At 65.8% G+C, this 21,803-nt stretch carries 19 protein-coding genes; 7 read left to right on the top strand and 12 right to left on the bottom strand.

The features are described 5' to 3' along the window. Positions 1-119 precede the first annotated feature (119 nt). Positions 120-1,538, bottom strand: coding sequence for a TolC family outer membrane protein (locus BI327_RS19200; RefSeq protein ID WP_076862372.1), 1,419 nt, complete (start codon positions 1,536-1,538; stop codon positions 120-122). A gap of 241 nt (positions 1,539-1,779) precedes the next feature. Between BI327_RS19200 and BI327_RS19195 the strand changes: the two genes are divergently transcribed. Beyond that, positions 1,780-3,648 carry an acetyl-CoA hydrolase/transferase C-terminal domain-containing protein gene (locus tag BI327_RS19195; RefSeq protein WP_076862371.1) on the top strand — a complete coding sequence of 623 codons (1,869 nt, stop codon included), beginning with the start codon at positions 1,780-1,782 and terminating at the stop codon, positions 3,646-3,648. 90 nt (positions 3,649-3,738) lie between these two features. On the opposite strand, the gene BI327_RS19190 is transcribed toward BI327_RS19195, so the two are convergent. Then, positions 3,739-4,518, bottom strand: coding sequence for an enoyl-CoA hydratase (locus BI327_RS19190; RefSeq protein ID WP_076862370.1), 780 nt, complete (start codon positions 4,516-4,518; stop codon positions 3,739-3,741). A 138-nt stretch (positions 4,519-4,656) separates the two neighbouring features. Then, positions 4,657-5,334 (bottom strand): hypothetical protein, encoded by a 678-nt coding sequence (locus BI327_RS19185; RefSeq protein WP_076862369.1) that lies wholly within the window; start codon positions 5,332-5,334, stop codon positions 4,657-4,659. A 327-nt stretch (positions 5,335-5,661) separates the two neighbouring features. Between BI327_RS19185 and BI327_RS19180 the strand changes: the two genes are divergently transcribed. Then, positions 5,662-6,207 carry a sigma-70 family RNA polymerase sigma factor gene (locus tag BI327_RS19180; protein WP_076862368.1) on the top strand — a complete coding sequence of 182 codons (546 nt, stop codon included), beginning with the start codon at positions 5,662-5,664 and terminating at the stop codon, positions 6,205-6,207. A gap of 2 nt (positions 6,208-6,209) precedes the next feature. Next, positions 6,210-6,848, top strand: a complete 639-nt coding sequence (locus BI327_RS19175; RefSeq protein ID WP_076862367.1) for an NrsF family protein — start codon at positions 6,210-6,212, stop codon at positions 6,846-6,848. Here BI327_RS19175 and BI327_RS19170 read toward each other — a convergent pair. Further along, a complete protein-coding gene (locus BI327_RS19170) occupies positions 6,845-7,951 on the bottom strand; it encodes a DUF2336 domain-containing protein (protein ID WP_076862366.1) in 1,107 nt (368 codons plus the stop codon). The two genes, BI327_RS19175 and BI327_RS19170, sit on opposite strands and share 4 nt — an antisense overlap. 61 nt (positions 7,952-8,012) lie before the next feature. Further along, positions 8,013-9,161 carry a GGDEF domain-containing protein gene (locus BI327_RS19165; RefSeq protein ID WP_076862365.1) on the bottom strand — a complete coding sequence of 383 codons (1,149 nt, stop codon included), beginning with the start codon at positions 9,159-9,161 and terminating at the stop codon, positions 8,013-8,015. 418 nt (positions 9,162-9,579) lie between these two features. On the opposite strand from BI327_RS19165, the gene BI327_RS19160 reads away from it, so the two are divergent. The 3 genes from BI327_RS19160 (at position 9,580) to BI327_RS19150 (ending at position 12,144) form a co-directional block, all read left to right on the top strand. Continuing rightward, positions 9,580-10,149, top strand: a complete 570-nt coding sequence (locus BI327_RS19160; protein ID WP_076862364.1) for a sigma-70 family RNA polymerase sigma factor — start codon at positions 9,580-9,582, stop codon at positions 10,147-10,149. After that, on the top strand, positions 10,149-10,886 hold the full coding sequence (locus BI327_RS19155) for a hypothetical protein (protein WP_076862363.1): 738 nt from the start codon (positions 10,149-10,151) through the stop codon (positions 10,884-10,886). Before BI327_RS19160 ends, BI327_RS19155 begins: the two co-directional genes overlap by 1 nt. A gap of 748 nt (positions 10,887-11,634) precedes the next feature. Then, positions 11,635-12,144 (top strand): TIGR03809 family protein, encoded by a 510-nt coding sequence (locus BI327_RS19150; protein ID WP_076862362.1) that lies wholly within the window; start codon positions 11,635-11,637, stop codon positions 12,142-12,144. Positions 12,145-12,189: 45 nt separating this feature from the next. Here the strand turns inward: BI327_RS19150 and BI327_RS19145 are convergent, their stop codons facing one another. After that, positions 12,190-13,563, bottom strand: coding sequence for a TIGR03808 family TAT-translocated repetitive protein (locus tag BI327_RS19145; protein WP_076862361.1), 1,374 nt, complete (start codon positions 13,561-13,563; stop codon positions 12,190-12,192). A 649-nt stretch (positions 13,564-14,212) separates the two neighbouring features. Here BI327_RS19145 and BI327_RS19140 point away from each other — a divergent pair. Then, complete coding sequence (locus tag BI327_RS19140; protein WP_143271661.1) at positions 14,213-14,503, top strand: hypothetical protein; 291 nt, start codon at positions 14,213-14,215, stop codon at positions 14,501-14,503. A gap of 32 nt (positions 14,504-14,535) precedes the next feature. Here the strand turns inward: BI327_RS19140 and BI327_RS19135 are convergent, their stop codons facing one another. The 6 genes from BI327_RS19135 to BI327_RS19110 form a co-directional block, all read right to left on the bottom strand. Then, entirely contained in the window at positions 14,536-15,183 is a 648-nt protein-coding gene (locus BI327_RS19135; RefSeq protein ID WP_076862359.1) for a pyroglutamyl-peptidase I, read from the bottom strand. Beyond that, positions 15,180-16,172: a methylmalonyl Co-A mutase-associated GTPase MeaB gene (gene meaB, locus BI327_RS19130; RefSeq protein WP_076862358.1), complete on the bottom strand. Its 993-nt coding sequence runs from the start codon at positions 16,170-16,172 to the stop codon at positions 15,180-15,182. Before meaB ends, BI327_RS19135 begins: the two co-directional genes overlap by 4 nt. A 76-nt stretch (positions 16,173-16,248) precedes the next feature. After that, positions 16,249-16,998 (bottom strand): DUF3298 and DUF4163 domain-containing protein, encoded by a 750-nt coding sequence (locus BI327_RS19125; protein ID WP_245334875.1) that lies wholly within the window; start codon positions 16,996-16,998, stop codon positions 16,249-16,251. Positions 16,999-17,219: 221 nt separating this feature from the next. After that, positions 17,220-19,376 (bottom strand): methylmalonyl-CoA mutase, encoded by a 2,157-nt coding sequence (gene scpA / locus BI327_RS19120; protein ID WP_076862356.1) that lies wholly within the window; start codon positions 19,374-19,376, stop codon positions 17,220-17,222. 12 nt (positions 19,377-19,388) lie between these two features. Continuing rightward, the gene (locus BI327_RS19115) at positions 19,389-19,859 is read right to left on the bottom strand and encodes a GFA family protein (RefSeq protein WP_050420173.1); all 471 of its coding nucleotides are present in this window, start codon (positions 19,857-19,859) and stop codon (positions 19,389-19,391) included. Next, a complete protein-coding gene (locus BI327_RS19110) occupies positions 19,856-21,730 on the bottom strand; it encodes a methylmalonyl-CoA mutase family protein (RefSeq protein ID WP_076862355.1) in 1,875 nt (624 codons plus the stop codon). Before BI327_RS19110 ends, BI327_RS19115 begins: the two co-directional genes overlap by 4 nt. Positions 21,731-21,803 lie beyond the last annotated feature (73 nt).

The following is a 21,803-nucleotide window of genomic DNA, read 5'->3' as shown; positions in this document are numbered from 1 at the left end:
TCGGCTGTTATGCGCGTGAACCGCGCACCGGCATTATCGGTTGCCGGCGGGGCAGGAGGTTATCGGCGGAGCGAGCGGGCGGAAAGGGTCCGTTCGCCGTGCGAACGGTTCCACAAGGTCTATTGACCCGACGGCGTGCGCAGGCCGTGCCAGGCGTCGCGGACCTGATGGTAGTGCACCTCGGGCAGGTAGTCCGGCGTCTTCAAATTGAGCGTCTTGACGTCGAGGCGTCCGGTCGCACTGAGCAGCGTGTAGGAGGCGATCACACGGTCGCGCTGCGCGCCGATCAGCCGTGCCCGCGCCGTGATCAAATCCTGCTGGGCGTTGAGCACGTCGACCGTGGTGCGCTGGCCGCCAGCGGCTTCCTTCTGCACGCCGGCGAGCGCAACCTCGGCGGCCTTCACTTCGGACTCGGAGGCCGACACGGCGATCTTGGCGCCCTCATTGGCGACCCAGGCGCTGACCGCGGCGGTCTTGGCCTGATTGCGGACCTGGTCCAGCACGAGCCGGCTCTGTGCCGCCACCTCCTTGGCCTGCCGGGTCTGCGATGCGGCGGTGCCGCCGTCATAGATCGGTTGCGTGACCTGGCCGATCACCGAGGCCTGATCGGTGCCGAAGGTGCCGAGCGTGGAGTCGGTATCGCGGGCGCGGCTGACGCTGCCCTGTACGGAGACGTTGGGCATCAGGCTGCTCTCGGCGACACGGATCGAGGTCGAGGCGACGTCGACGTCGAAACCCGCGGCGGTCACGGCGGGATGCTCGCGGAGCGAGAACGCGATCGCGTCCTCGCGGCTGCGCGGCAGCAGCCGGTCGATGGCGTCGGCCGGCCGCAATTGCGACGGCGGGCTGCCGACCACCTGCGCATAGGTGGCCTGGCTGATCGCGAGGTTGACCTCGGCAGCGTTGAGATCCGCGAGGCCACGGTTGAGCCGGGCCTCCGCCTGGGCGGTATCGGTCGGGGTGACGTCGCCGGCATTGAGGCGGCGCTCGGTGATTGCCCGGGTCTCCTTCAGGAAGGCGACGTTGGCACGTTGGGCTTCGACCAACGTCTGGTTCGCCAGCACGTTGGTATAGGCGGTGACGGCGTCGAGCAGCACGCCCTGGCCGACATTGCGCAGCGCCTCGCGGCCGGACTGCACCTGCAACTCGGCGACGCGGACGCTGTTGGCGGTCTTGAAGCCGTTGAAGAGGGTCTGGGTCACCGTGACCCCGATCTGCCATGGCTTCAGCGTTGCGGTCTGGATCACGTTGCCGGGCAGCTGGTCGCGCACCGCCTGCAGGCCGACCGAGAGGCCGGCGATGATCTGGGGGCGGTAGCCCGCCAGCGCCTGCGGCACATTCTCGTCGGTCGCACGCTGGCGCGCCCGTTCGGCATTGAGCTGCGGATTGGTCTGATAGGCCTTGACCAGGGCTTCCGGTAGGCTTTCGGCGCGAGCGGCGGCGCCGGCCAGCAGCGCGCACGCCAATGCGCCAAGGCCGATGCCCGACACAAGCACGCGCCTCGCTACGTCGCCAATCTCAGCGGCACGCTCAACCATGTGATCCCGCAAACCAAAACCCCGGCAGTCCGCCCCCGCCGACGCCGTCGACACATCTACCTGTTTACGGGGCAGCGCCGCCACAGGCAAACCGCCGTGCGACATCTGCACATCATTTCAGTTCTTGTCTGTTGCCGGTTCGTCACAGGCGAACGTAACAGTCGTATGAAGTATAAGTCGAAACCATCCGCCGCCGATTCAGCGGCACCGGTTATCCACTGCCTGCCCGGGTTCACTGCAGATGCCCACATTCTTCTCTGATCCCGAGGCGATCGCGGAGCACATCATCCGCGACGTCGGAACCGAACTGGTGGTCGGGCTGCCGCTCGGCCTCGGCAAGGCCAACCACATCGTCAACGCGCTGTATGCGCGGGCGGTCGCCGACCGCTCGATCAATCTGACGCTGTTCTCGGCACTGACGCTGGAAAAGCCGAAGCCGAAGAGCCTGCTCGAGCGGCGCTTCATCGGTCCGGTGATCGATCGCCTGTTCGGCGGCTATCCCGATCTCGCCTATGCGGATGCGCTGCATCGCGGGGCGCTGCCGCCCAACATCAAGGTGATCGAGTTCTTCTTCCTGGCAGGGCAGTGGCTGCATCAGCCGTTCGCCCAGCAGCACTACATTTCCGCCAACTACACGCATGCGGCGTCATACCTGTTGTCGCGCGGATTGAATGTCGTGCCGCAGCTGGTCGCCAAGCGGGTGGTCGACGGCGTGCCGCGCTACAGCCTGAGCTGCAACACCGACACGACGCTCGATGTGCTGCGCGCCCGTGCGCAGGGGCGGGCGTCGTTCAAGCTGATCGGCCAGGTCAATTCGGAGCTGCCGTTCATGCCCGGGCCCGGCGATCTGCCTGCCGATGAGTTCGCCGCGGTGCTCGACAGTCCCGATACCGACTTCCCGCTGTTCGCGCCGCCGTCGGAGCCGATCAGCGACACCAAATACGCGATCGGGTTGCATGCTGCCGGCCTGGTCCGCGACGGCGGGACGCTGCAGATCGGGATCGGGCAGGTCGGCGATGCGCTGGCGCAAGGGCTCGTGGTGCGTCATCGCGACAACGCCCAATTCCGCGGAATCATGCGGCGCCTTGCTCCCGATACCGAACAACTCGCGGCGGCTGAGACCGGCCCGTTCGAGAAGGGCCTCTACGGCGTCAGCGAGATGCTGTTCGAGGCGTTCCTCGGGCTGATCGACGCCGGCATCCTCAAGCGCGAGATTGGCGGCGTGATCCTGCACGGCGCATTCTTCCTCGGTCCGCAATCGTTCTATCGCGCCCTGCGCGAGATGACAGCCGAGCAACTGACGCGAATCCAGATGATGCCGGTGTCCTTCACCAACGAGATCTTCGGCGACGAGGAGGCCAAGCGCCGCGCCCGCCTCGACGCGCGCTTCGTCAACAATGCGATGATGGCGACGCTGCTGGGCGCCGCAATCTCGGACGGTCTCGAGAATGGCCAGGTCGTGAGCGGCGTCGGCGGCCAATACAATTTCGTGGCGCAGGCCTTCGCGCTCGAGGGTGCGCGTTCGGTGCTGGCGCTGGAAGCAACGCATCCGTCCGGCAAGCAGACGCAGTCGAACATCCGTTGGTCCTATGGCCACGAGACCATTCCGCGGCATCTGCGCGATATCTTCGTCACCGAATATGGCGTCGCGGATACGCGCGGAAAATCCGATGCGGACGTGATCGCCGCAATGTTGCAGGTGTCGGACTCCCGCTTCCAAAGCGAGCTGATGCGGCAGGCCAAGGACGCCGGCAAGCTGCCGCGCAGCCATGAGATATCAGCGGCTCATCGCGAAAATTTTCCGGAGCGTATCCGCGATGCGCTGAAGCCCGCGCGCGACGCCGGTCTCCTGCCGTCATTCCCGTTCGGCAGCGACTTCACCGATGTCGAGCAGCGGCTGATCCCGGCCTTGCAGATCTTGCAGCAGGCTCAGCGCACGCCGCTGCAACTCGCCGGCCTGCTGTGGCAGGGGATGCGGCATCCGCCCGATGCCGCCGACCGCGAATGCCTGGCGCGGCTCGGTCTCGACAAGCCGACGCATTTTGCCGAGCGCGCCTATCGCGCGCTCGTCACCGCGGCATTGCAACGGAGCCGGGGAGGCAACGCATGATCCGGAAAAGTGCGAAGCGGTTTTCCGATGAGATCATGCGCAAACAAAAAGCTAAAGCGCGATGACGCTTCAACCTCATTTCATCGCGCTTTAGCGGTTCTTGTTGACCGGCTTGCGCTTCTCGATGAACGCCGCCATGCCCTCGGAGCGATCCTCGAGCGCGAAGGTCGAGTGGAACAGGTTGCGCTCGACATTCATGCCTTCCGAAAGCGGCGTCTCGAACGCGCGGTTGACGGCTTCCTTGGCCATCGCAACCGCCGGACGCGACATCGAGGCGATCTTCTCGGCGGCCGCGAGCGCCTCTTCCATCAGCTTGTCGGCCGCAACGATCCGCGACACCAGGCCCGAGCGTTCGGCTTCGGCCGCGTCCATCATCCGCCCGGTGAGGCAGAGGTCCATGGCCTTCGACTTGCCGATCGCGCGGGTCAGGCGCTGCGTGCCGCCGATGCCGGGAATGGTGCCGAGGGTGATTTCCGGCTGGCCGAACTTGGCGGTGTCGGCGGCGATGATGATGTCGCACATCATCGCAAGCTCGCAGCCGCCGCCCAGCGCATAGCCCGCGACCGCCGCAATGGTCGGCTTGCGGCAACGGGCGACGCGGTCGCCGCCGATGGCGGTGAAGTCGCTGTTGAACATGTCGATGAAGCCCTTCGGCTGCATCTCCTTGATGTCGGCGCCGGCGGCAAACGCCTTCTCGCTGCCGGTGATCAGGATGCAGCCGATCTTGTCGTCGGCCTCGAGATCGTCGACCGCCGCGGCGATCTCGCGGAACACGCCGAACGACAGTGCATTCAGCATTTTCGGCCGGTTCAGCGTGATCACGCCGACCGGTCCCTTGCTTTCGACGATGATGAATTCAAACGTAGCCATGGCGCAAACCCCGTGCCTGATTTGGCGGGCAATGTGCCTGCTGGCGGGATGCGCATCAAGTGGCTGAAACGAGGTCTTGAAACGAGGTCTTGGGGCCGCGGTGCGGCGCACCCGCGCCGCACGCCGGTCGCGCCTCGGCTAGGCCATGAACATCCGTGCGGCGGAGGCCATCGTGAGCAGGGCGCCGAAGCCGATGAAGATCTTCCCGATCAGCGACGTCTGGTCCAGGCTCGAACTGTCGCTGCTCGCCAGCACCGGGGCCGGCTTGGGTGCGGCGACGGGGGCAGCCGGTGGCTGCGCCTGGGGCGCCTCCTGCTCGGCGGTCTGCGGTTGAACCGGCTGCGGCTGTTCCGCCGGCTGCTCCTGCTGCAGGGCCCGGTCGACGTCGTTGAGCTGGTCCGATGCGACGACATTGCCTTCAGGCTGCTGGTCGGCGGGCTTGTCGGCTGCGGCAATCAACGCATTGGCCTTGACCGTCGTCGCGGCCGCGTTGTCGTCGCCGGAGGTCAGCTCCGCATTGGCATTGGCGACCGTGGCGGGCATGCCCGCCGACGTCACGCTGCCCGCACCGCTGGCGGCGTTCCTGCTCTCGGATTTGTCGGCCGTCTTGTCCGGCTTGGATGAGCGATGGCGCGCATGGCGCCGGCTGTGCCGTGAACTCTGCTGCGCGGACGTGTCGGTTGTCGCCGTGTCGGATTTCGATGCTGCTGCGTCCGGAGCGGCATGCGCCGGCAACGGAGCTGCGAGACACACGACAAGCCCTGTCAGCCCCGTCGCAACCATCAAGGCCAAGCGCCCGCTGGCTTTGATCTTCATTCTGATGATCTCCCCATTTTGCCCGCCCAAGGGCGAAATGAGACCCCGTTGCGTGTCCACACCGGGGCAAAAAAAGGGAATCTTCGGGCCTCAGGGGGCGAAAGCTGGGCAATTTCCTCCCAGTAGGTGCTCGGCGGCAGCGAGCCCCGATGCTTGTCGGACCGATCGGTGTTATGAGCCGTGACGTCTGGAAACCCGCCGGAGCGATTCTTTGAGGCTGATCATCGGCGTGGTGTTGCCGGAGGGATCGTTATCACGAATTCGTGATGCCTTGGCTTGCCGCGTAACGAACTGAAAGATCGGCCGAATTGCAATTCAGGAGCCTGCGTGCGCGAACGTGAGGATGAATGGACCGACCTGATGCGGTCGGCCATTTCAGGCGATGACGCGGCCTATCATCGCCTGCTCAGGGCCATCACGCCGGTACTCCGTGCCGCGGCGCGACGTGGCCTGGCGCGCGCGGGACAACCGGTCGATCAGTCCGAGGACATCGTGCAGGACATTTTGTTGGCGGTGCATTTGAAGCGGCAGACCTGGGACACGAGCGCTCCGTTCGCGCCGTGGCTGTTCGCGATCGCGCGCAACAAGCTGATCGACGCATTGCGCCGCCGCGGCAGGCGCATCTTCGTCAATATCGATGATTTTGCCGAGACCCTGCCGGGCGAAACACCGGAGCCGACGGCGTCGCCCAGCGAGGTCACCGCCCAGTTGCAGGCTTTGCCGGCGCGGCAGCGCGACGTGCTGCAGTCGATCGCGGTCGACAGCGCCTCGATCAAGGATACCGCGGCGAAATTCTCGATGACCGAGGGCGCGGTGCGGGTCGCGCTGCATCGTGGGCTTGCGAGCCTCACCGCGAAATTACGGGACCGATGAGCATGGATACCGATCAACTCATTCGAACCCTTACCGCCGACAACGCCTATCGCACGCGTCCGATCGGTCTCGCGCTGATGCTGGCACTGCTGGCGGCGGCGCCGGTCTCGCTCTTGATCTTCTTCGCCGAGCTCGGCGTGCGGCCCGACGTGATGACCGCGATGCATAATCCGTTCTTCGACCTGAAGTTCGCGGTGACGCTGGCGCTCGCCGCCTCGGCGATCGCGGTCAGTCTGCATCTGTCGCGGCCGGAAGCCTCGCTGCGCGGCTTCGGCTGGTGGCTGCTGATCCCCGCGGGCATCCTCGTTGCCGCCATCAGCGGCGAGATGATGATGCCGCAGCGTACGCCGATGATGACGCGCCTGATCGGCAAGAACTCGATGGCCTGCATGACCGCGATTCCCGCGATGTCGCTGCCGCTGCTGGTCGGCGCGCTGTACGGCTTGCGGCAGGGTGCGCCGGCGCGGCCGGCCGTCGCCGGCGCCATTGCCGGCCTGCTGTCGGCAGGGCTCGCGGCAACCGTCTATGCGTCGCACTGCACGGATGATTCCCCGCTGTTCGTCGCCACCTGGTACACGCTGGCGACCGCGATCGTCGCGAGCGTCGGCGCGCTGATGGGAAATCGAGCGTTGCGGTACTAGGCCGCGGGCGCGGACTGCTGCATGCGATGGAAGCGCAGCACCTGCTGCGCGGTCGACGGCCGCAGCCGCTCATAGGTGTCCTTGCAGGCCTGCAAATCGGTCGGCTCGCCGCCCGAAATGTCGTCGCGCAGGTTGATGATCGAACGCACCGTCGACCATGACAGGCCCGAGACCTTGGCCAAGATCATCACGCCCTCGGCGCGAGTTTCGATCATCATGTTCTCGGCGATACTGACCGAGACGTTGGCGAGCGCGGCAAGCGAGGCGTTGGTCTCGTCGAACTTGCCGGCCTCGGCGAAGGCGGCGAGCTGGAATTCGTCGAGCCGGCCGTCCTGGAAGAGCGACTTGACCAGCGCATGCGCGATCGTGGTGTCCGGCGTCACGCCGGAGGGTGCCGAGCGCGCGCGCCGGGTGGCTTCCTTCACCGCGCTCGGAATCTCCTTGGCCTGCTGCGGATTGGCGGCCTCGAGCCGCTGCCTGACCGTGTCCGAGGCCTTGGCGACCAGCTTGAGATAGAGATGGCGCGGGATGTTCGGGCGCAGGCCGACGCAGGTCGACAGATTGTCGTCGCCCTCGGCGCGGCTGACCAGGCGGGTGAAGCCGCGCTCGGTGAATTCCGCGCCGGGATTGTTGACCGCGCTCTGGATCACCTCGTCGTTGCCGCGCAGCACCAGCACGTCGGTCACGGCACCGCTCAGCGTCTTGCGGTTGGAGATCGCGAGCAGATGCGCCTGGCTCTTGCTGCGCGCCGTTTCGATCAGGGTGTCGTCGTCGAGCCGCGGCGACAGTGTCAGCACGGGGCCCGCGACCTCGATCAAATCGTCGAACGCAAGCGTGCGGATGGTCTGCGGCGGCGCGGTGTCGAGCGGGGCGAGGCGGTTGGCGAGCAGCGCCTTGGCCGAGTTTTCGATGTGCTCCAGCAGGCACTGGAACACGTCGTCGAACAGCACGATCTGCTCGTCCGAATAGTTCACCGAGCCGTTGATGAAGAGGTCGGTCACGCGGCGCAGCGTCTCGACACGGCGCGCGACGGTGCCGTGGGCAAGGGTTGTCTGCAACTCGTCGAGCAGACTTTCGGGGGCGGTCGCGGGCTTCGAACTCATGACTCTGTCCTGGAGCGGTGGCGACGGCTTCTCCGGCGCCGAATAGGGAAATGAAAGGATTTCAGGCGCTGGCGATGCGGTTGCGTCCTCTCGCCTTGGCTGCGTAAAGCGCGCTATCGGCGCGGGCGAGCAATGTGTCGGAGTTTTCGCACGGCTTGAGCGTCGTGACGCCGGCGGAGATCGTCACCCGCATGCCCGGCGAGAATGCGCTCCAGTCGAGATCGGCGATGATCGCGCGCAGCCGTTCGAGCGCGCGCATCGCCTGATCCTGCGTCAGGTCGGGCAGCACCAGCAGGAATTCCTCGCCGCCGTAGCGGCCGAACCGATCAACGCTGCGGAGATTGGCGAACATGCCGATGGCGAAGGTGCGCAGCGCCTCGTCGCCGGTCGGATGGCCGTAGACGTCGTTGATGCGCTTGAAATGATCGAGATCGATCAGCGCCACGGCGCAGGAGCTGCCGTTGCGGGCGCAGCGCGCGATCTCCTCCTCGAGCGTGCGCATGATGCTGCGGCGATTGGAGGTGCCGGTCAGCTCGTCGAGCTCGGCGAGTTCCTCGATGCGCCGATAGGCTTCCTTGAGCTTCTTTCCGCTCTGATACAGCGATTGCTGCATCGAGCTCGAGAAGATGCCGAGATACATGCAGCGCCCGATCGTCAGCGCGAACACCAGCATGGTGGCGAGGCGGTCGATCCGGGTCGCGGTCGGCATCCCGATCGCCTTGTCGGTGCCGAGGAACAGCGCGGCGAGGCCGAGCACCATGATGGTCCAGACCACAGCGGTCTGCCGCGCCGAGGTGCGCAGCGCGCCGAAGCCGAACACCACGAACAGGTTGCAGAGGAACAGCACGCCGACTTCCGGCGCGATGTAGGTGAACACCAGCAGGTTCACCATGTTGACGGCCGATTGCGGCGCGACCAGGTAGTGGTCGCGGAAGCGCTCGTGGAAGCCGCGCTCCGAGAGCAGCACATAGATCGCGACCAAACAGAGGCCGGTCAGGGCATAGCCGGCGGCGACCAGAACCGTCGTGGTGCCGGCATGCGCGTAGATCAGCAGCACGACGGCATCGAGCACGAAGCAGGCGGCGATCATCGACTGGATCTGGCGGCGTTGCCGGGCCCGGCGCGCCAGCCGCTCGACCGTCAACCTCGGACGGCCGCTTTCCGATGCGCCCGCGGCCGGGCTGGGAAGTGACGACGCAGCGCTGCCCATGGTCTCGCCATTGGTGAAATCCGGCGAAAATCTAAGTGGGAAAGCCTTTAGGTTTGGTATCTTTTGGAACCGAATCTGCTCCGGTGTAATCCGGTCATCACCCTTGTTTCGTAAGGAGAATCCGTGCGTCGAGGCGAGGCGGGAGCAATCGTGCCGGGGCTCTCCGCCGGCGCCGACTTCGCGACGGTGCTGGCTTGCCGGAAAAGCCCTGATATGGTTCTGCCGGACGGTGGGCGTCCGCGAGAGTTCTTAGTAATATGATACCGTTAGACGGGGCTTCGGCGATTATTTCTCATCTGGATCGCCGACTGTGTCATAGATCACACATGCGGTCCGCACATTGCCGTAATGTGAAGAATCTTGGCTCTCGCGTCGAACCACGCACCACCCCCCTCAGACCAACTTTGCGAGACGGCCATTGAGCGCGACACAGGCGGCTTCAGACGAGGTTCTGATCGCTCGGATCGCTCAAGGCGACCGGCTCGCCATGCAGGTGCTGTACGGACGGCATCATGTCAGGGTGTACCGCTTCGGGCTTCGGCTCGTGCGGGACGAACAGGTGGCGGAGGACCTCATCAGCGAGGTCTTCCTGGACGTGTGGCGTCAGGCGGGCAAATTCGAGGGACGATCCGCCGTTTCAACCTGGCTTCTGGCGATTACCCGGTTCAAGGCGTTGTCTTCGCTGCGGCGAAGGAAGGACGCCGAACTGGACGATGAGGCCGCGAACGCGATCGAGGACACGTCCGACGATCCGGAAACGGTAGTGCAGAAGAAGGACACCGGTGACACGCTGCGTAAGTGCCTGAAGGGACTATCAGCGGAACATCGGGAGATCGTCGATCTTGTCTACTATCACGAGAAATCCGTGGAAGATGTTGCTGAGATCGTCGGGATTCCGGAGAACACCGTGAAGACGCGCCTGTTCTATGCACGCAAGAAACTTGCCGAGTTGCTGAAGGCAGCCGGTGTCGAGCGAGGTTGGCCATGATGGCTGCGAGCAACAAGAAGGTGCAGGGGCAAGATCCTGACGATGTCGAGATGCTGCTGCCCTGGCACGCGGCCGGCACGCTGAACGCGCGTGACGCGCGCCGCGTCGAGGACGCGCTCGCGAGCGATCCGGATCTGGCCCGGCAATATGCCGTCATCCGCGAGGAATATGCCGAGACCATCGGCCTCAACGAGAGCCTCGGTGCACCCTCGGCGCGCGCCATGCAGAAGCTGTTTGCCGCGATCGATGCCGAGCCGGAGCGGAAACCGTCGGCGGGGGCGCGCGCGTCGGCCGGGATCTCGGAGTTCTTTTCGAAATTGTCGCCGCGGACGCTCGCCTGGTCATCCAGCCTCGGCGCGCTCGTGGTGCTGTTGCAGGCGGGCGTGATCGGCGCGGTGCTGATGCGCAGCCCACCGGCTTCGTTCCAGACCGCCTCGCTCGATGTCGCCGAACAGCGCAGCGCGCCCGTTGCGCCAAGGGCGGCGCCTGCGCCGATCACCCGTGACCTCGGCGCCAGCGTGGCGGCAACGCCGACGCGGCTGTTGGTGCGCTTCACGCCGGAAGCCAGGATCGCCGACATCACGTCGCTGCTCGACAATTACCAGGGCTCGATCCTCGACGGGAAGGGCGGCATGTTCCGCTTGCAGTTCCGCGCGATGGACAAGGATGGCGTCGCTGCGCTGATTGCCCGTTTGCAGAAAGAGAAGATCGTCAGCCTGGCGGTCGAAACGCCGTAAGCCTCGGCCGAACACGCTGCGCCGCGTTGCGGTCGTTCGTGACTACCGACGGCCGCGCCCCGCTTACCTGTCCGCGGCATGGACAAACCGTCGCAGCCCCTGCAAGTCCCCGGACGGCAATAACACTTCCGTGAGCCGCGCGTTGCACGATGCCGCGCCGTCGACGATTCAGCTGCAGATCGCCTTGATGCGCAGCGATTTTTGGCGTCGAGGGCCAGCGACGGTGCGCTGGAACCAGACGGCGCCAAGGTTAAAAAAATCGCCGGCGATTTGAACGTCCGCCTTCCTGTCACGACTTATATGCGTGGGAGCGGTTTATCCCTCCCCGGCTATATCAGGCGCGAGCGCCCATCCACCCCAAGCGCCCATATGGCTTTGACCCGTCCGGTTGTCCCCCCGGACGGGTCTTTCATTTTGGGGACCACCTTGCATGACGGATTGGGCGAACGCGGCCGATGGCTGCGGCGTTGCGGAGCGCAAGTGCGATGGCCATCACCGTTTGCTGTGGATCATTCGCCCAGCGCAGCGCACGGCAGCGACGCGCATCGTCACCGTGCAAGTCGATGACTTGACGATGGTTCGGGCGAGAAACTCCGTAGTCGAGCGGACTTCTTTCATCGCCCGGTTGAGATTAAGAATTTAGTTAGACTTTATTTACCTTTTCCACAGAATATCAGTGTCACGTCCAGTTGATTCGGTTCGGTTCGGTTGCGTCTGCGTCCGTCTCTTTTCCTGCGGGCAAGTTTCCATGACACATCGGACCGACGTGGCCAGAGGCCAGGAGATCGTTGCGCGCTGGTGCAACCTCGCCGAGCAAAGGCTGGAGCACCTCAGCGAACTGTTCGAAACCGGACGTTGGCGCCGCTATCACAGCGAGCAGGCCTTTCTCGAGAACATCAGGGAAGCCCGCGCCGCGGTCGATATCTGGCGGGAATTGCTGACGCGCGAAGCCGCGCTCGACAATTCGCCGATCGATCTGTCGTGGCTCGGCCGTGGCAAGTCGAAATTGCCGCCGCCTGACATCTCGCCGATGCCGGAGCGCCGCTCGGAGGCCGCAGTCTTGGCGGAGGCCGCGATGACCGCAGTGGCGGCCGCGCTGGAGACGGTGGCCGAGGTCCTCGAGGAGCGGCCCGTCGTCGCCGACGCGCCGCCGCTGGAGATGCCCCCTCCGGCGATGCCGCCTCAGGTGATGCCGCCGCCGGTGCTTGACCTCGACACCATCCAGCGGCGCTACCCGCTGCTGCGCAACGCGCTGTAGAGCAAGCGCGGAGCGCTTGCGCAGAGATCAAGCTCAAACAACCGATTAGCGCCGCACCGCGTTGGCGCCGACCATTAGCTGCGCATATTGCTGGGCGCCGCCCACCGAGAGATCCGATGTGACCGGGCGGGCGTGGTCGAGCCCGACCACCGCGCCGCGCGGGGTTTCCGAGATCATGTTGTTGTTGATCAGCGCGGAGCCTGCGCCCGGCACCACCGAGACGCCGATGCCGATCGGCGCGTTGCGGACGACGTTGCCCGTGATGGCGACGTCGCGCAGATATTTGCCCCAGCCGGCGACGATGCCGAAGGTCGGCGCATTCTCGATCACATTGCCGGTGACGGTGCTGTCGGCCTCGACATAGATGCCGATGCCGGCGCCGTCGTTCGGATCGGTGCCTGCGGGACGCTTCGGCAGCAGATTGCGGATGATGTTGCCCTGGACCACCGCGATGCGGCCGCCCTCGTTGAAATTGCACACGGAGACGCCGATCGCGGCGCCGTCGACCGTGTTGTTGGCGATCACGGCGGCCTCGAACGAGAACTCCGAATAGAGCGCGACCTCGCGGACATTGCTGACGCTGTTGTCCGTGATGTGGATGTTGGAGGCCGAATTGCCGCGCACCGCCGAGAAGTCGCAGTTTTTGATGCGGTTGCCGCGCACGATCACATTGCCGGCGCGGAACGCGTTGATGGCGTTGCCGTACTGACCGGAACCGCCGGGGCCGGCCTTGATGTCCTCGATGCGGTTGTCGGCGACGATCGAGCCGTCATCGCCAATCGCGCTGCGCAGGATCTCGATGCCGTTGTCCCTGGTGCCCTTGATGGTGTTGCGCGCGACCATCAGGCCGAGCGCGTCGAACGACACCAGCGCCGTGGTCGCGATGTCGGTGAAGATATTGTTGCTGACGTCGCCCGACATCTGCTCGAACCAGATGCCGTTGCCGCCGCTGCCGGTGAACTGGCAGTCGGTGATGCGGATGTCGCGGCCGGACAGGCAATGCACGAGGCCGCGCCGCGCCGGCAGCGGCACGTTGCCGCCGTCGAAGGACAGGCCCATCAGCACGATGCCGCCGGCGCCTTCGGCCTCCAGCAGCGACGCGCCGCCGTTGAACACCAGCCGGCTGGCGCCGCGCACGCCGATCAGCTGGCTGCCGGGCGCCAGCCGCAGCAGGCCGGTGCGGTAGACGCCGGGCGGGAACGCCAGCGGCACCTGCGCCCGCGCGGCGTCGTCGATCGCGCGCTGCAAATTGCGGGTCTGATCGTCGGAGCTGCCGGGGCGGGCGCCATATTGCGTGACGTCGCGGCCGAGCGAGCCGGCCGATTGCGCAGCGCGCGCGGCATCCGGCGACATCGCAAGCGCGCCGGCGACGCCGGCGGCGGCGGATGCTCCGATGAGATGGCGGCGGTTGACGTCCATGGGCGTGGCCCTCGCAAACATTCGCGAGCGGTGACGTTCGCGGGTCGAGTGGTAGCGCGAAACACGGCGCGGCATGGTGAACACGCCGCCGCAGCGGGGCGATTGTTGGCGGTAGGGTTAATCGCGGGTGGAACTGATGGCTCTCCGCTGTCATTGCGAGGAACGATGGCGACGAAGCAATCCATGTCTCCGCTTGTGGCAAAATGGATTGCTTCGCTTCGCTCGCAATGACGGGGTGAGAACCCGGATTCACATGTCGAACAGCTCACTCGATGTCATCACCTGCGCATGCGGGTGAACCAATATTCCATCGACGGCACTGCTAGAGCCGAGAGGCCGCGTCGTACTGCCCCGCATTCGCGGGCCTGACACCGGGGAGAATGAGAGCTTACGGCGCTTTCCCAGACGTCGTCCCGGCGAAGGCCGGGACCCATACGCCGCTACGCCGCGGCTTGTGTTGTGAACGGGAATCGTCATTGCAGCGACGCTCAACAATGATCTTTCGTGGTTATGGGTCCCGGCCTTCGCCGGGACGAAACTGAATGGCCGTTGCAGACATCGTCATTCGATCCAATTTTAGTATTTGGCGGGATTTGCGGTTGACGCGTTTGGAGTATTTGCTCGCCTGCTAGCTTGACAGGAGAGGCCGGTGTTTGACGTGGGGGATTTGGTTGTCTGCATCGACAATGGTCCAAAGAAGGGACCCATTCCGCCGATAGTGCCTATCCATCATTTGCTGCGCAAGGGACGGGTCTACCGTGTCAATTTCATCGGGACGAGTCGTCGAGGGACTCCGACCGTCGGGCTGGCGGGTGTCGCGTTGCCCCCTCCGATGATCGGCTTCGAGCCCTACAGATTCCGCAAGATCGATCCCGCGGAGCCTGAATTTATTGAAATGATGCGCAGCTTGCGGACGCGTGAGTTGGAGGATGCCGACTAAGCGCGTGTACTTGCTCGCCCCAATCCGCACGCTCACCTGCGCGCGGCCTGCCGCGTCAATTTCACGAACTCCAGCAGCATGGCTTCGCCGGCATCGACCAGCGCTTCCAGCGTGATGGACGACTTGCCCGGTGCAGCCATTCCGTCGTGGGCGAGCGGCGGAACGTGGACGAACTGCGCGAGGTGCAGGCCATTGTCCCGGTTCACCGCTTCGATCGCGCGCCAGCTCAGATAGTTGCAGAGATAGCTGCCGGCATCGCGTGACAGCCGCGCATCGATGCCCGTGGCCAGCGCGGCGCGCAGCAGCTTTTCGCTGTGCGGCCCGAACATCTGCGCATCGGCGCCGCCTGCGATCGCTCCCTTGCGCGCATGCTGGCGGCCGGCATCGGGAAAGCGCGTGGTCACCGCGTTGCGGGCGCGGCTTTCGATCCGCAGATAGGACGTGCGGCCGGCGAGGCCGAACATCAACAGCGCGTGCGGGCGACGGCTTGCGATCAGCTCCGGCAATTCGCGGTCGACGGCCGAATAAGTGACGTCGAAGATGTGGCTCGTCAGTGCAATGTCGTCGAAGGCGGGGCGGCGCAGCGCGGTCAGGCGCTTCACCAATGGCATGGTCGGGTTGAACGGCGCGCCCGGGAATGGCCCGAAGCCGGTGAGCAGGATGCGCAGCCCGCCGCTCAATGCAGCATCTCCGCGATCTGCTCGGCGGCGACCGCGGGCGAGATGCGACCGCCGGCGACTTCGGCTTCCATCTTCTTGACCCTGGCGCGGATCGCGGCATCGCTGCGCAGCCGCGCCATCATCCGGCTCTCCAGCATCGACCACATCCACTTCACCTGCTGCTCCCGGCGGCGGGCCGCGAATTCGCCGGAGGCGTTCATCGCGGTGCGGTGGTCGAGGATCTTCTGCCAGAGCTTGTCGAGCCCGGCGCCGGTCAACGCCGAATAGGTCTCGACCGGCGGATGCCAGTGTTCGGAGCGCGGCGCGAGGATGTGCAGCGCGCTGCGATAGTCGGCGGCGGCGAGATTGGCGCGCTTGAGGTTGTCGCCGTCGGCCTTGTTGATCGCGATCATGTCGGCGAGCTCGACGAGGCCTTTCTTGATGCCTTGCAGCTCGTCGCCGGCACCCGGCAGCATCAGCGCCAGGAAGAAGTCGGTCATGTCGCAGACCGCGGTCTCGGACTGGCCGATGCCGACGGTCTCAACCAGCACGACATCGAAGCCGGCGGCCTCGCACAACAGCATCGCCTCGCGGGTCTTCGCCGCGACGCCGCCGAGCGTGCCCGAGGACGGCGAGGGGCGGATGAAGGCCCGGTCGGAGGCCGAAAGCCGCGCCATCCGCGTCTTGTCGCCGAGGATCGAGCCGCCGGTGCGCGCCGAGGAGGGATCGACCGCGAGCACCGCGACCTTGTGGCCGCGCGCGATCAGGAACATGCCGAGCGCATCGATGGTGGTCGATTTTCCGACGCCGGGCGAGCCGGTGATGCCGACCCGCACCGCCTTGCCGGTGTCGGGCAGCAGCGCCTGCACCAGCTCGCGTGCGGAGGCCTGGTGATCGCCACGCCGGCTCTCGATCAGCGTGATCGCCCGTGCGAGCGCCGCGCGCTGGCCGGCGCGCAGGTCACGGGCGAGGGCGTGGATGTCGGGAGCGGCAGGCTTCGAGGCGTTCATGGTCTTGCTTTACAACGGCTGGCCATTGCAGGCGAGGGGAACGCGGATCGGCACCGGCGCGGCTTGTTGATGACGCCTAGTGCTGATCGTCCGCGTCGCCCTTCGGCCGCGCGCCGGCAAAGATCCTCGTGCCTTCAGGGCTCAGATACGGCTTCAGCGTCTCCCACGGCACGAAGGCGACATACTGGCCTTCGACGTAGGGACCGAGCGCGTAGGGCGGGTAATGGAAGGTGAGGCCGGAGCTCTTGCCGGCGTCCGTCGAAGGCGCCAGGGTCACGGCACCGATCTTGAGCAGGGTCGGCTTCAGATCGTCGTGCCAGTTCGCCGCGATCGGCTCGCCTTCGGAACGCTTCTTCTTTTCAATGCTCAGCGACGCGATCACGGCCTTGAGCATGGCCTTCATGGTCGCCCCGTTGTCCGAAGTCTCGGTGAAGAACGGACGGATGCTGATGCGCTTCTTCGCCGTCGCGTCCCACAGGATGGTGTTGACGTCAGTGTTCGGATGCGCGCCGAGCGTATTCATGTAGTCGTCGCGCAGGATGCTGACATAGCGGCCGTCGACGACCGAGCGAACCGAATATTTGCGCTCGAACGAATAGCCGCCGCGGTCCTTGAACAGATCAGGATCCTGCTTGCGGTCGGAGGCAGCTTCCGCCGCCTGCTTGTCGATCCACTTCCTGCCTTCGGCAAGGCAATCGGCCGCCAGCGCGCTGTCCGCCTTGATCTTGTCGTCGAGATAGACGTTGGCCTCGATGCTCGCGTTCTTGATCGTGGCGTCGGGCTTCTGATCGGCGGCACGCGCCGGAAGGCACAGGCAGGCCAGCAAGGCCCATGATGCAGGCAGGCGTCATCAAGCGAGCGGCGCGCATGGAAAACTCCCTTTGGAGCAATCGCGTATAACGCTGGTAGGGTTCTAGAGCCACCAGTTCCGCGTTGTCATGGCCGGGCTTGTCCCGGCCATCCACGTCTTTCTTGAATCGGCACCAGAAACGTGGATGCCCGGGACAAGCCCGGGCATGAGTCTTTGTGGAGAGGGATACGGCGGCGCTATTCCGCCGCCGCGCTGTGGCCGAGCCGGGCGTTGAGCTTGTGGATCAGCTCCTCGGCGGCGTCGGAGATCACGGTGCCCGGCGGGAAGATCGCCTCGGCACCGGCCTTGTACAGTGCGTCGTAATCCTGCGGCGGCACCACGCCGCCGATGATGATCATGATGTCCTCGCGGCCGTGCTTCTTCAGCGCGGCCTTCAGTTCCGGCACCGCGGTCAGATGCGCTGCCGCGAGCGAGGAGACGCCGAGGATGTGGACGTCGTTCTCGACCGCCTGCCGTGCGGCCTCGTCGGCGGTTGCGAACAGCGGTCCGATATCGACGTCGAAGCCGACATCGGCGAAGGCGGATGCGATCACCTTCTGGCCGCGGTCATGGCCGTCCTGGCCGATCTTTGCCACCAGGATGCGCGGGCGGCGGCCCTCGGCCTCCTCGAACGCATCGATCAGGGCCTGCACCTTTTCGACCTTGTTGGACATCGCCGCTGCCTCTCGCTTGTAGACGCCGGTGATGGACTTGATCTCGGCGCGGTGGCGGCCGAACACCTTTTCCATTGCGTCCGAAATCTCGCCGACGGTTGCCTTGGCGCGCGCAGCATCGATGGCAAGCGCCAGCAGGTTGCCGTTGCCTTCGCCCGCCGAACGGGTGAGGGCGGCCAGCGCCGCATCGACGTCGTTCTGGTTGCGCTCCTTCTTGAGCCGCGCCAGCTTGTCGATCTGCAGCCGGCGCACCGTGGAATTCTCCACCTTGAGCACGTCGATCGGCCGCTCATTCTCCGGCTTGAACTTGTTGACGCCGATCACCGCCTGCCGGCCGGCGTCGATCCGCGCCTGGGTCTTGGCGGAGGCTTCCTCGATCCGGAGTTTCGGCACGCCGGCCTCGATCGCCTTGGCCATGCCGCCGAGCGCCTCGACCTCCTGGATATGACCCCAGGCCTTTTCCGCAAGATCCTGCGTCAGCCGCTCGACATAATAGGAGCCGCCCCAGGGATCGATGATGCGGTTGGTGCCGCTCTCCTGCTGCAGGAACAGCTGCGTGTTGCGGGCGATGCGCGCCGAGAAATCGGTCGGCAGCGCCAGGGCCTCGTCGAGCGCGTTGGTGTGCAGCGACTGGGTGTGGCCTTGCGTTGCCGCCATCGCCTCGATCGTGGTGCGCATCACGTTGTTGAACACGTCCTGCGCGGTCAGCGACCAGCCCGAGGTCTGGCAATGCGTGCGCAGGCTGAGCGAGCGCGGATCCTTCGGGTTGAATTGTTTGAGCAGCTTGGCCCACAGCAGCCGCGCGGCGCGCATCTTGGCGACTTCCATGAAGAAGTTCATGCCGATCGCCCAGAAGAACGACAGCCGCGGCGCAAAACGATCGACGTCGAGGCCCGCGGCCAAGCCCGCGCGCAGATATTCGACGCCGTCGGCGAGCGTGTAGGCGAGCTCGAGGTCCTGCGTCGCGCCGGCCTCCTGCATGTGGTAGCCGGAGATCGAAATCGAATTGTATTTCGGCATCCGCTGCGAGGTGTAGGCGAAGATGTCGGAGATGATCCGCATCGAGGGCGCCGGCGGATAGATGTAGGTGTTGCGCACCATGAACTCTTTCAGAATGTCGTTCTGAATGGTGCCCGACAGTTTCTCCGGCGGTACGCCCTGTTCCTCGGCAGCCGCGACGAACAGCGCGAGGATCGGCAGCACCGCGCCGTTCATGGTCATCGACACGCTCATCTGGTCGAGCGGGATGCCGGCGAACAGCGTGCGCATGTCGTAGATGGAATCGATCGCGACGCCGGCCATGCCGACGTCGCCGGAAACGCGCGGATGATCCGAGTCATAGCCGCGGTGGGTGGCGAGGTCGAACGCGACCGACAGGCCCTTTTGTCCTGCCGCGAGGTTGCGGCGATAGAACGCGTTGGAATCCTCCGCCGTGGAGAACCCGGCATATTGCCGGATGGTCCAGGGCTGGTTGACGTACATGGTCGGGTAGGGGCCGCGCAGATAGGGCGCAATCCCCGGCCAGGTCTCGAGGAAATCGATGCCTTCGAGGTCGGCCTCGCCATAGACGGACTTCACCGGGATGCCCTCGGGCGTCAGCCAAGGTTCGGCGCTCGCGCCCGGCATCGCCGCGGCAACGGGCTGGAAGGCGACATCGGCGAAATTGGGAATGCGGGTCATCCCTCGGCTTCCTTAATCATGATCCGGATGCTGGTGGCTGACGATGGTCGCCATCTTGTCCGGTCCGTAATTCTGCATCGTGGTCTGGCTCGGCAGATTGGCGATCCCGACCACCCAGCCGTGGCGGGACTCGGTTCCGAACTGCTGCGTCGGGATCACCCGGTCGGGCCGGTCGAAGGCGCCGGTCATGATCTCGATGCGGGGACCGTCGATCCGGCGGAAGCTGAGCGGCGTGCCGCAGGCGGCGCAGAAGTCGCGCTCGGCGATCGAGGAGGATTTGAACGCCGCCGGCTTGCCGCGGGTCCAGGCGAAATCCTCCTTGTTGATGTCGGCGAACGAGGCGAACGGCGCACCGGAGGCCTTCTGGCACATCCGGCAGTGGCAGATGCTGACCCGGTTCGGTGCCGCCGACACCGCAAAGCGCACGGCGCCGCACTGGCAGCCGCCGGTCAGAACGGGTTTTGCTGGTGCCTCTGCCGTCATGCCTGCTCCATCCGCCGATAGGCGTCGCGCAATGTCGCCAGCGCATCACCGCCGGCGAAGACGAACTCACCGATGCCGGCCGCCCGCAGCGCCGCTTCCTGGTCGCCGGGCCGCCCTGCCAGATAGATATGCCTTGCTCCCGCGCCGTGAAGGGCCTTGGCGGCCTCCGCGGCGCTGGCGGCATAGACCTTGTCGGAGGAACAAATGCACGCCATCGCCGCACCCGAGGCCTTGAAGGCCGCGGCGAGCGCCGCCGGGTCGGCAAAGCCCTCGCTGTCGATGGCCTCGATCCCGCCGGTCTCGAAGAAGCTTTTTGCGAAGGTCGCGCGGGCCGTGAAATCAGCCGGCGTGCCGAGATTGGCCAGGAAAATCTTCGGCCGTGCGCCGCGCGCCTTCAGCGCGGCGTCCGACCTGTCGCGCAACGCCTCGAACGGCTCGGCGAGCCGCATCGGCGCGAGGGCATCGAAGGTGACCTTGGCACCGGCTGATGACACCGGCGCGGCCGGCTTCACATCCAATACCGCGAGGTCGGCCTCGTGCAGGTTGGGGAATTCGCTGGCGCCGGTCAGCACGTCGCGGCGCTTGGCGACATTGGTTTCGCGCCGCGCCCGCGTCGCGGCGACCTTGTTTTGCAGCAGCCCCTGTTCGAGCGCGGCGAAGATGCCGCCGGCCTTCTCTATGTCCTGGAACAGCGTCCACGCCGCCTCGCAGAGCTGCGAGGTCAGCGTCTCGATGCCGCCGGCACCCGCCGCCGGATCGGAGACCTTTGCAAGATTGGACTCATCGAGCAGCACGAGCTGCGTGTTGCGCGCCACCCGCCGCGCGAAATCGTCCGGCAGGCCGAGCGCCAGCGTATGCGGCAGCACGGTGATCGCATTGGCGCCACCGAGCCCGGCGGCAAAGGTCGCGATCGTCGCGCGCAGCATGTTCACGTTGGGATCGCGTTGGGTCAGCATCCGCCAGGCGGTCTGTGCGTTGACGAAGACCGGCTTCGGCGCAAGCCCGCAGGCCTGCTCGACCCGCGCCCACAACAGCCGCAGCGCGCGGAATTTGGCCATGGTCAGGAACTGGTCGGCATCGGCGCTGAGCCGGAACGAGATCGCCGCACGCGCCGCATCGAGATCGAGACCCGAGGCTTCCAGCATGCGCAGATAGGCGAGGCCCACCGCGAGCGTGAAGGCGAGTTCCTGCACCTCGGATCCGCCGGCATCATGCACCGGCCGGCCATCGGCCAGCACGAACGGTCCCTTGAAGCCGCGCTTGATCAGGCCGTTGACGACCTGGCCGAACGACTTTTCGTAGTTCGGCCAGGCGATCGCCGCGGCACCGCGCGCCGCCATGGTGCTGAGCGCCTGGTAATTGAAATGCAGGTCGAGCTTGGCCGGGTCGAGCTTGCGGGCCTCGACCATGTCGGCAAACGTCTCGCCGGCGTTCTCGCGCCCGATCACCGGGTTGAGCGCGATCATGATGCCGGCATCGAGATGGACGCCGCCGCAGGCCCGCGCCAGCGTCTTCTTGCTGGCATCGGCGAGGCCGAAGCCGCGCGCGCCGGGACCGCCGGCGAACTCGAATTCGAGGCCGGTCGCGCCGTTCTCGAGATCATGCAGGGCCAGCGCATTGGCCTGCGCGGCATCGGGATGGTCCACCCGCTGCAGGATCTGCCAGGGGGCCGCGGCGGCGCGGCCGGGCAGCGGGCTTGCGTTGGTGGCGCGGCGGTAGATCGGATCGATCTTGAGGCCATCATAGGTCTTGCCGACCAGCTTCTCGAACGGCGCGCCCTTCAGCACGCCGTCGACCAGCTTGCGCCAGTCGTCATAGGTTGCCGGAGCAAAATCCGAGGCCAGAGGCAAATCGTCAGTCGAGGTCGTCATCCGCCCAAATCGTCCTTCGTCGGCCCCGCGAGAGGCTCCTTGATTTGGCCGGAAATTGCCACGGGCGGGCGGC

This window comes from Bradyrhizobium mercantei, from assembly GCF_001982635.1.
Taxonomy (GTDB): domain Bacteria; phylum Pseudomonadota; class Alphaproteobacteria; order Rhizobiales; family Xanthobacteraceae; genus Bradyrhizobium; species Bradyrhizobium mercantei.
This window is presented reverse-complemented; position numbering and strand designations above follow the sequence as displayed.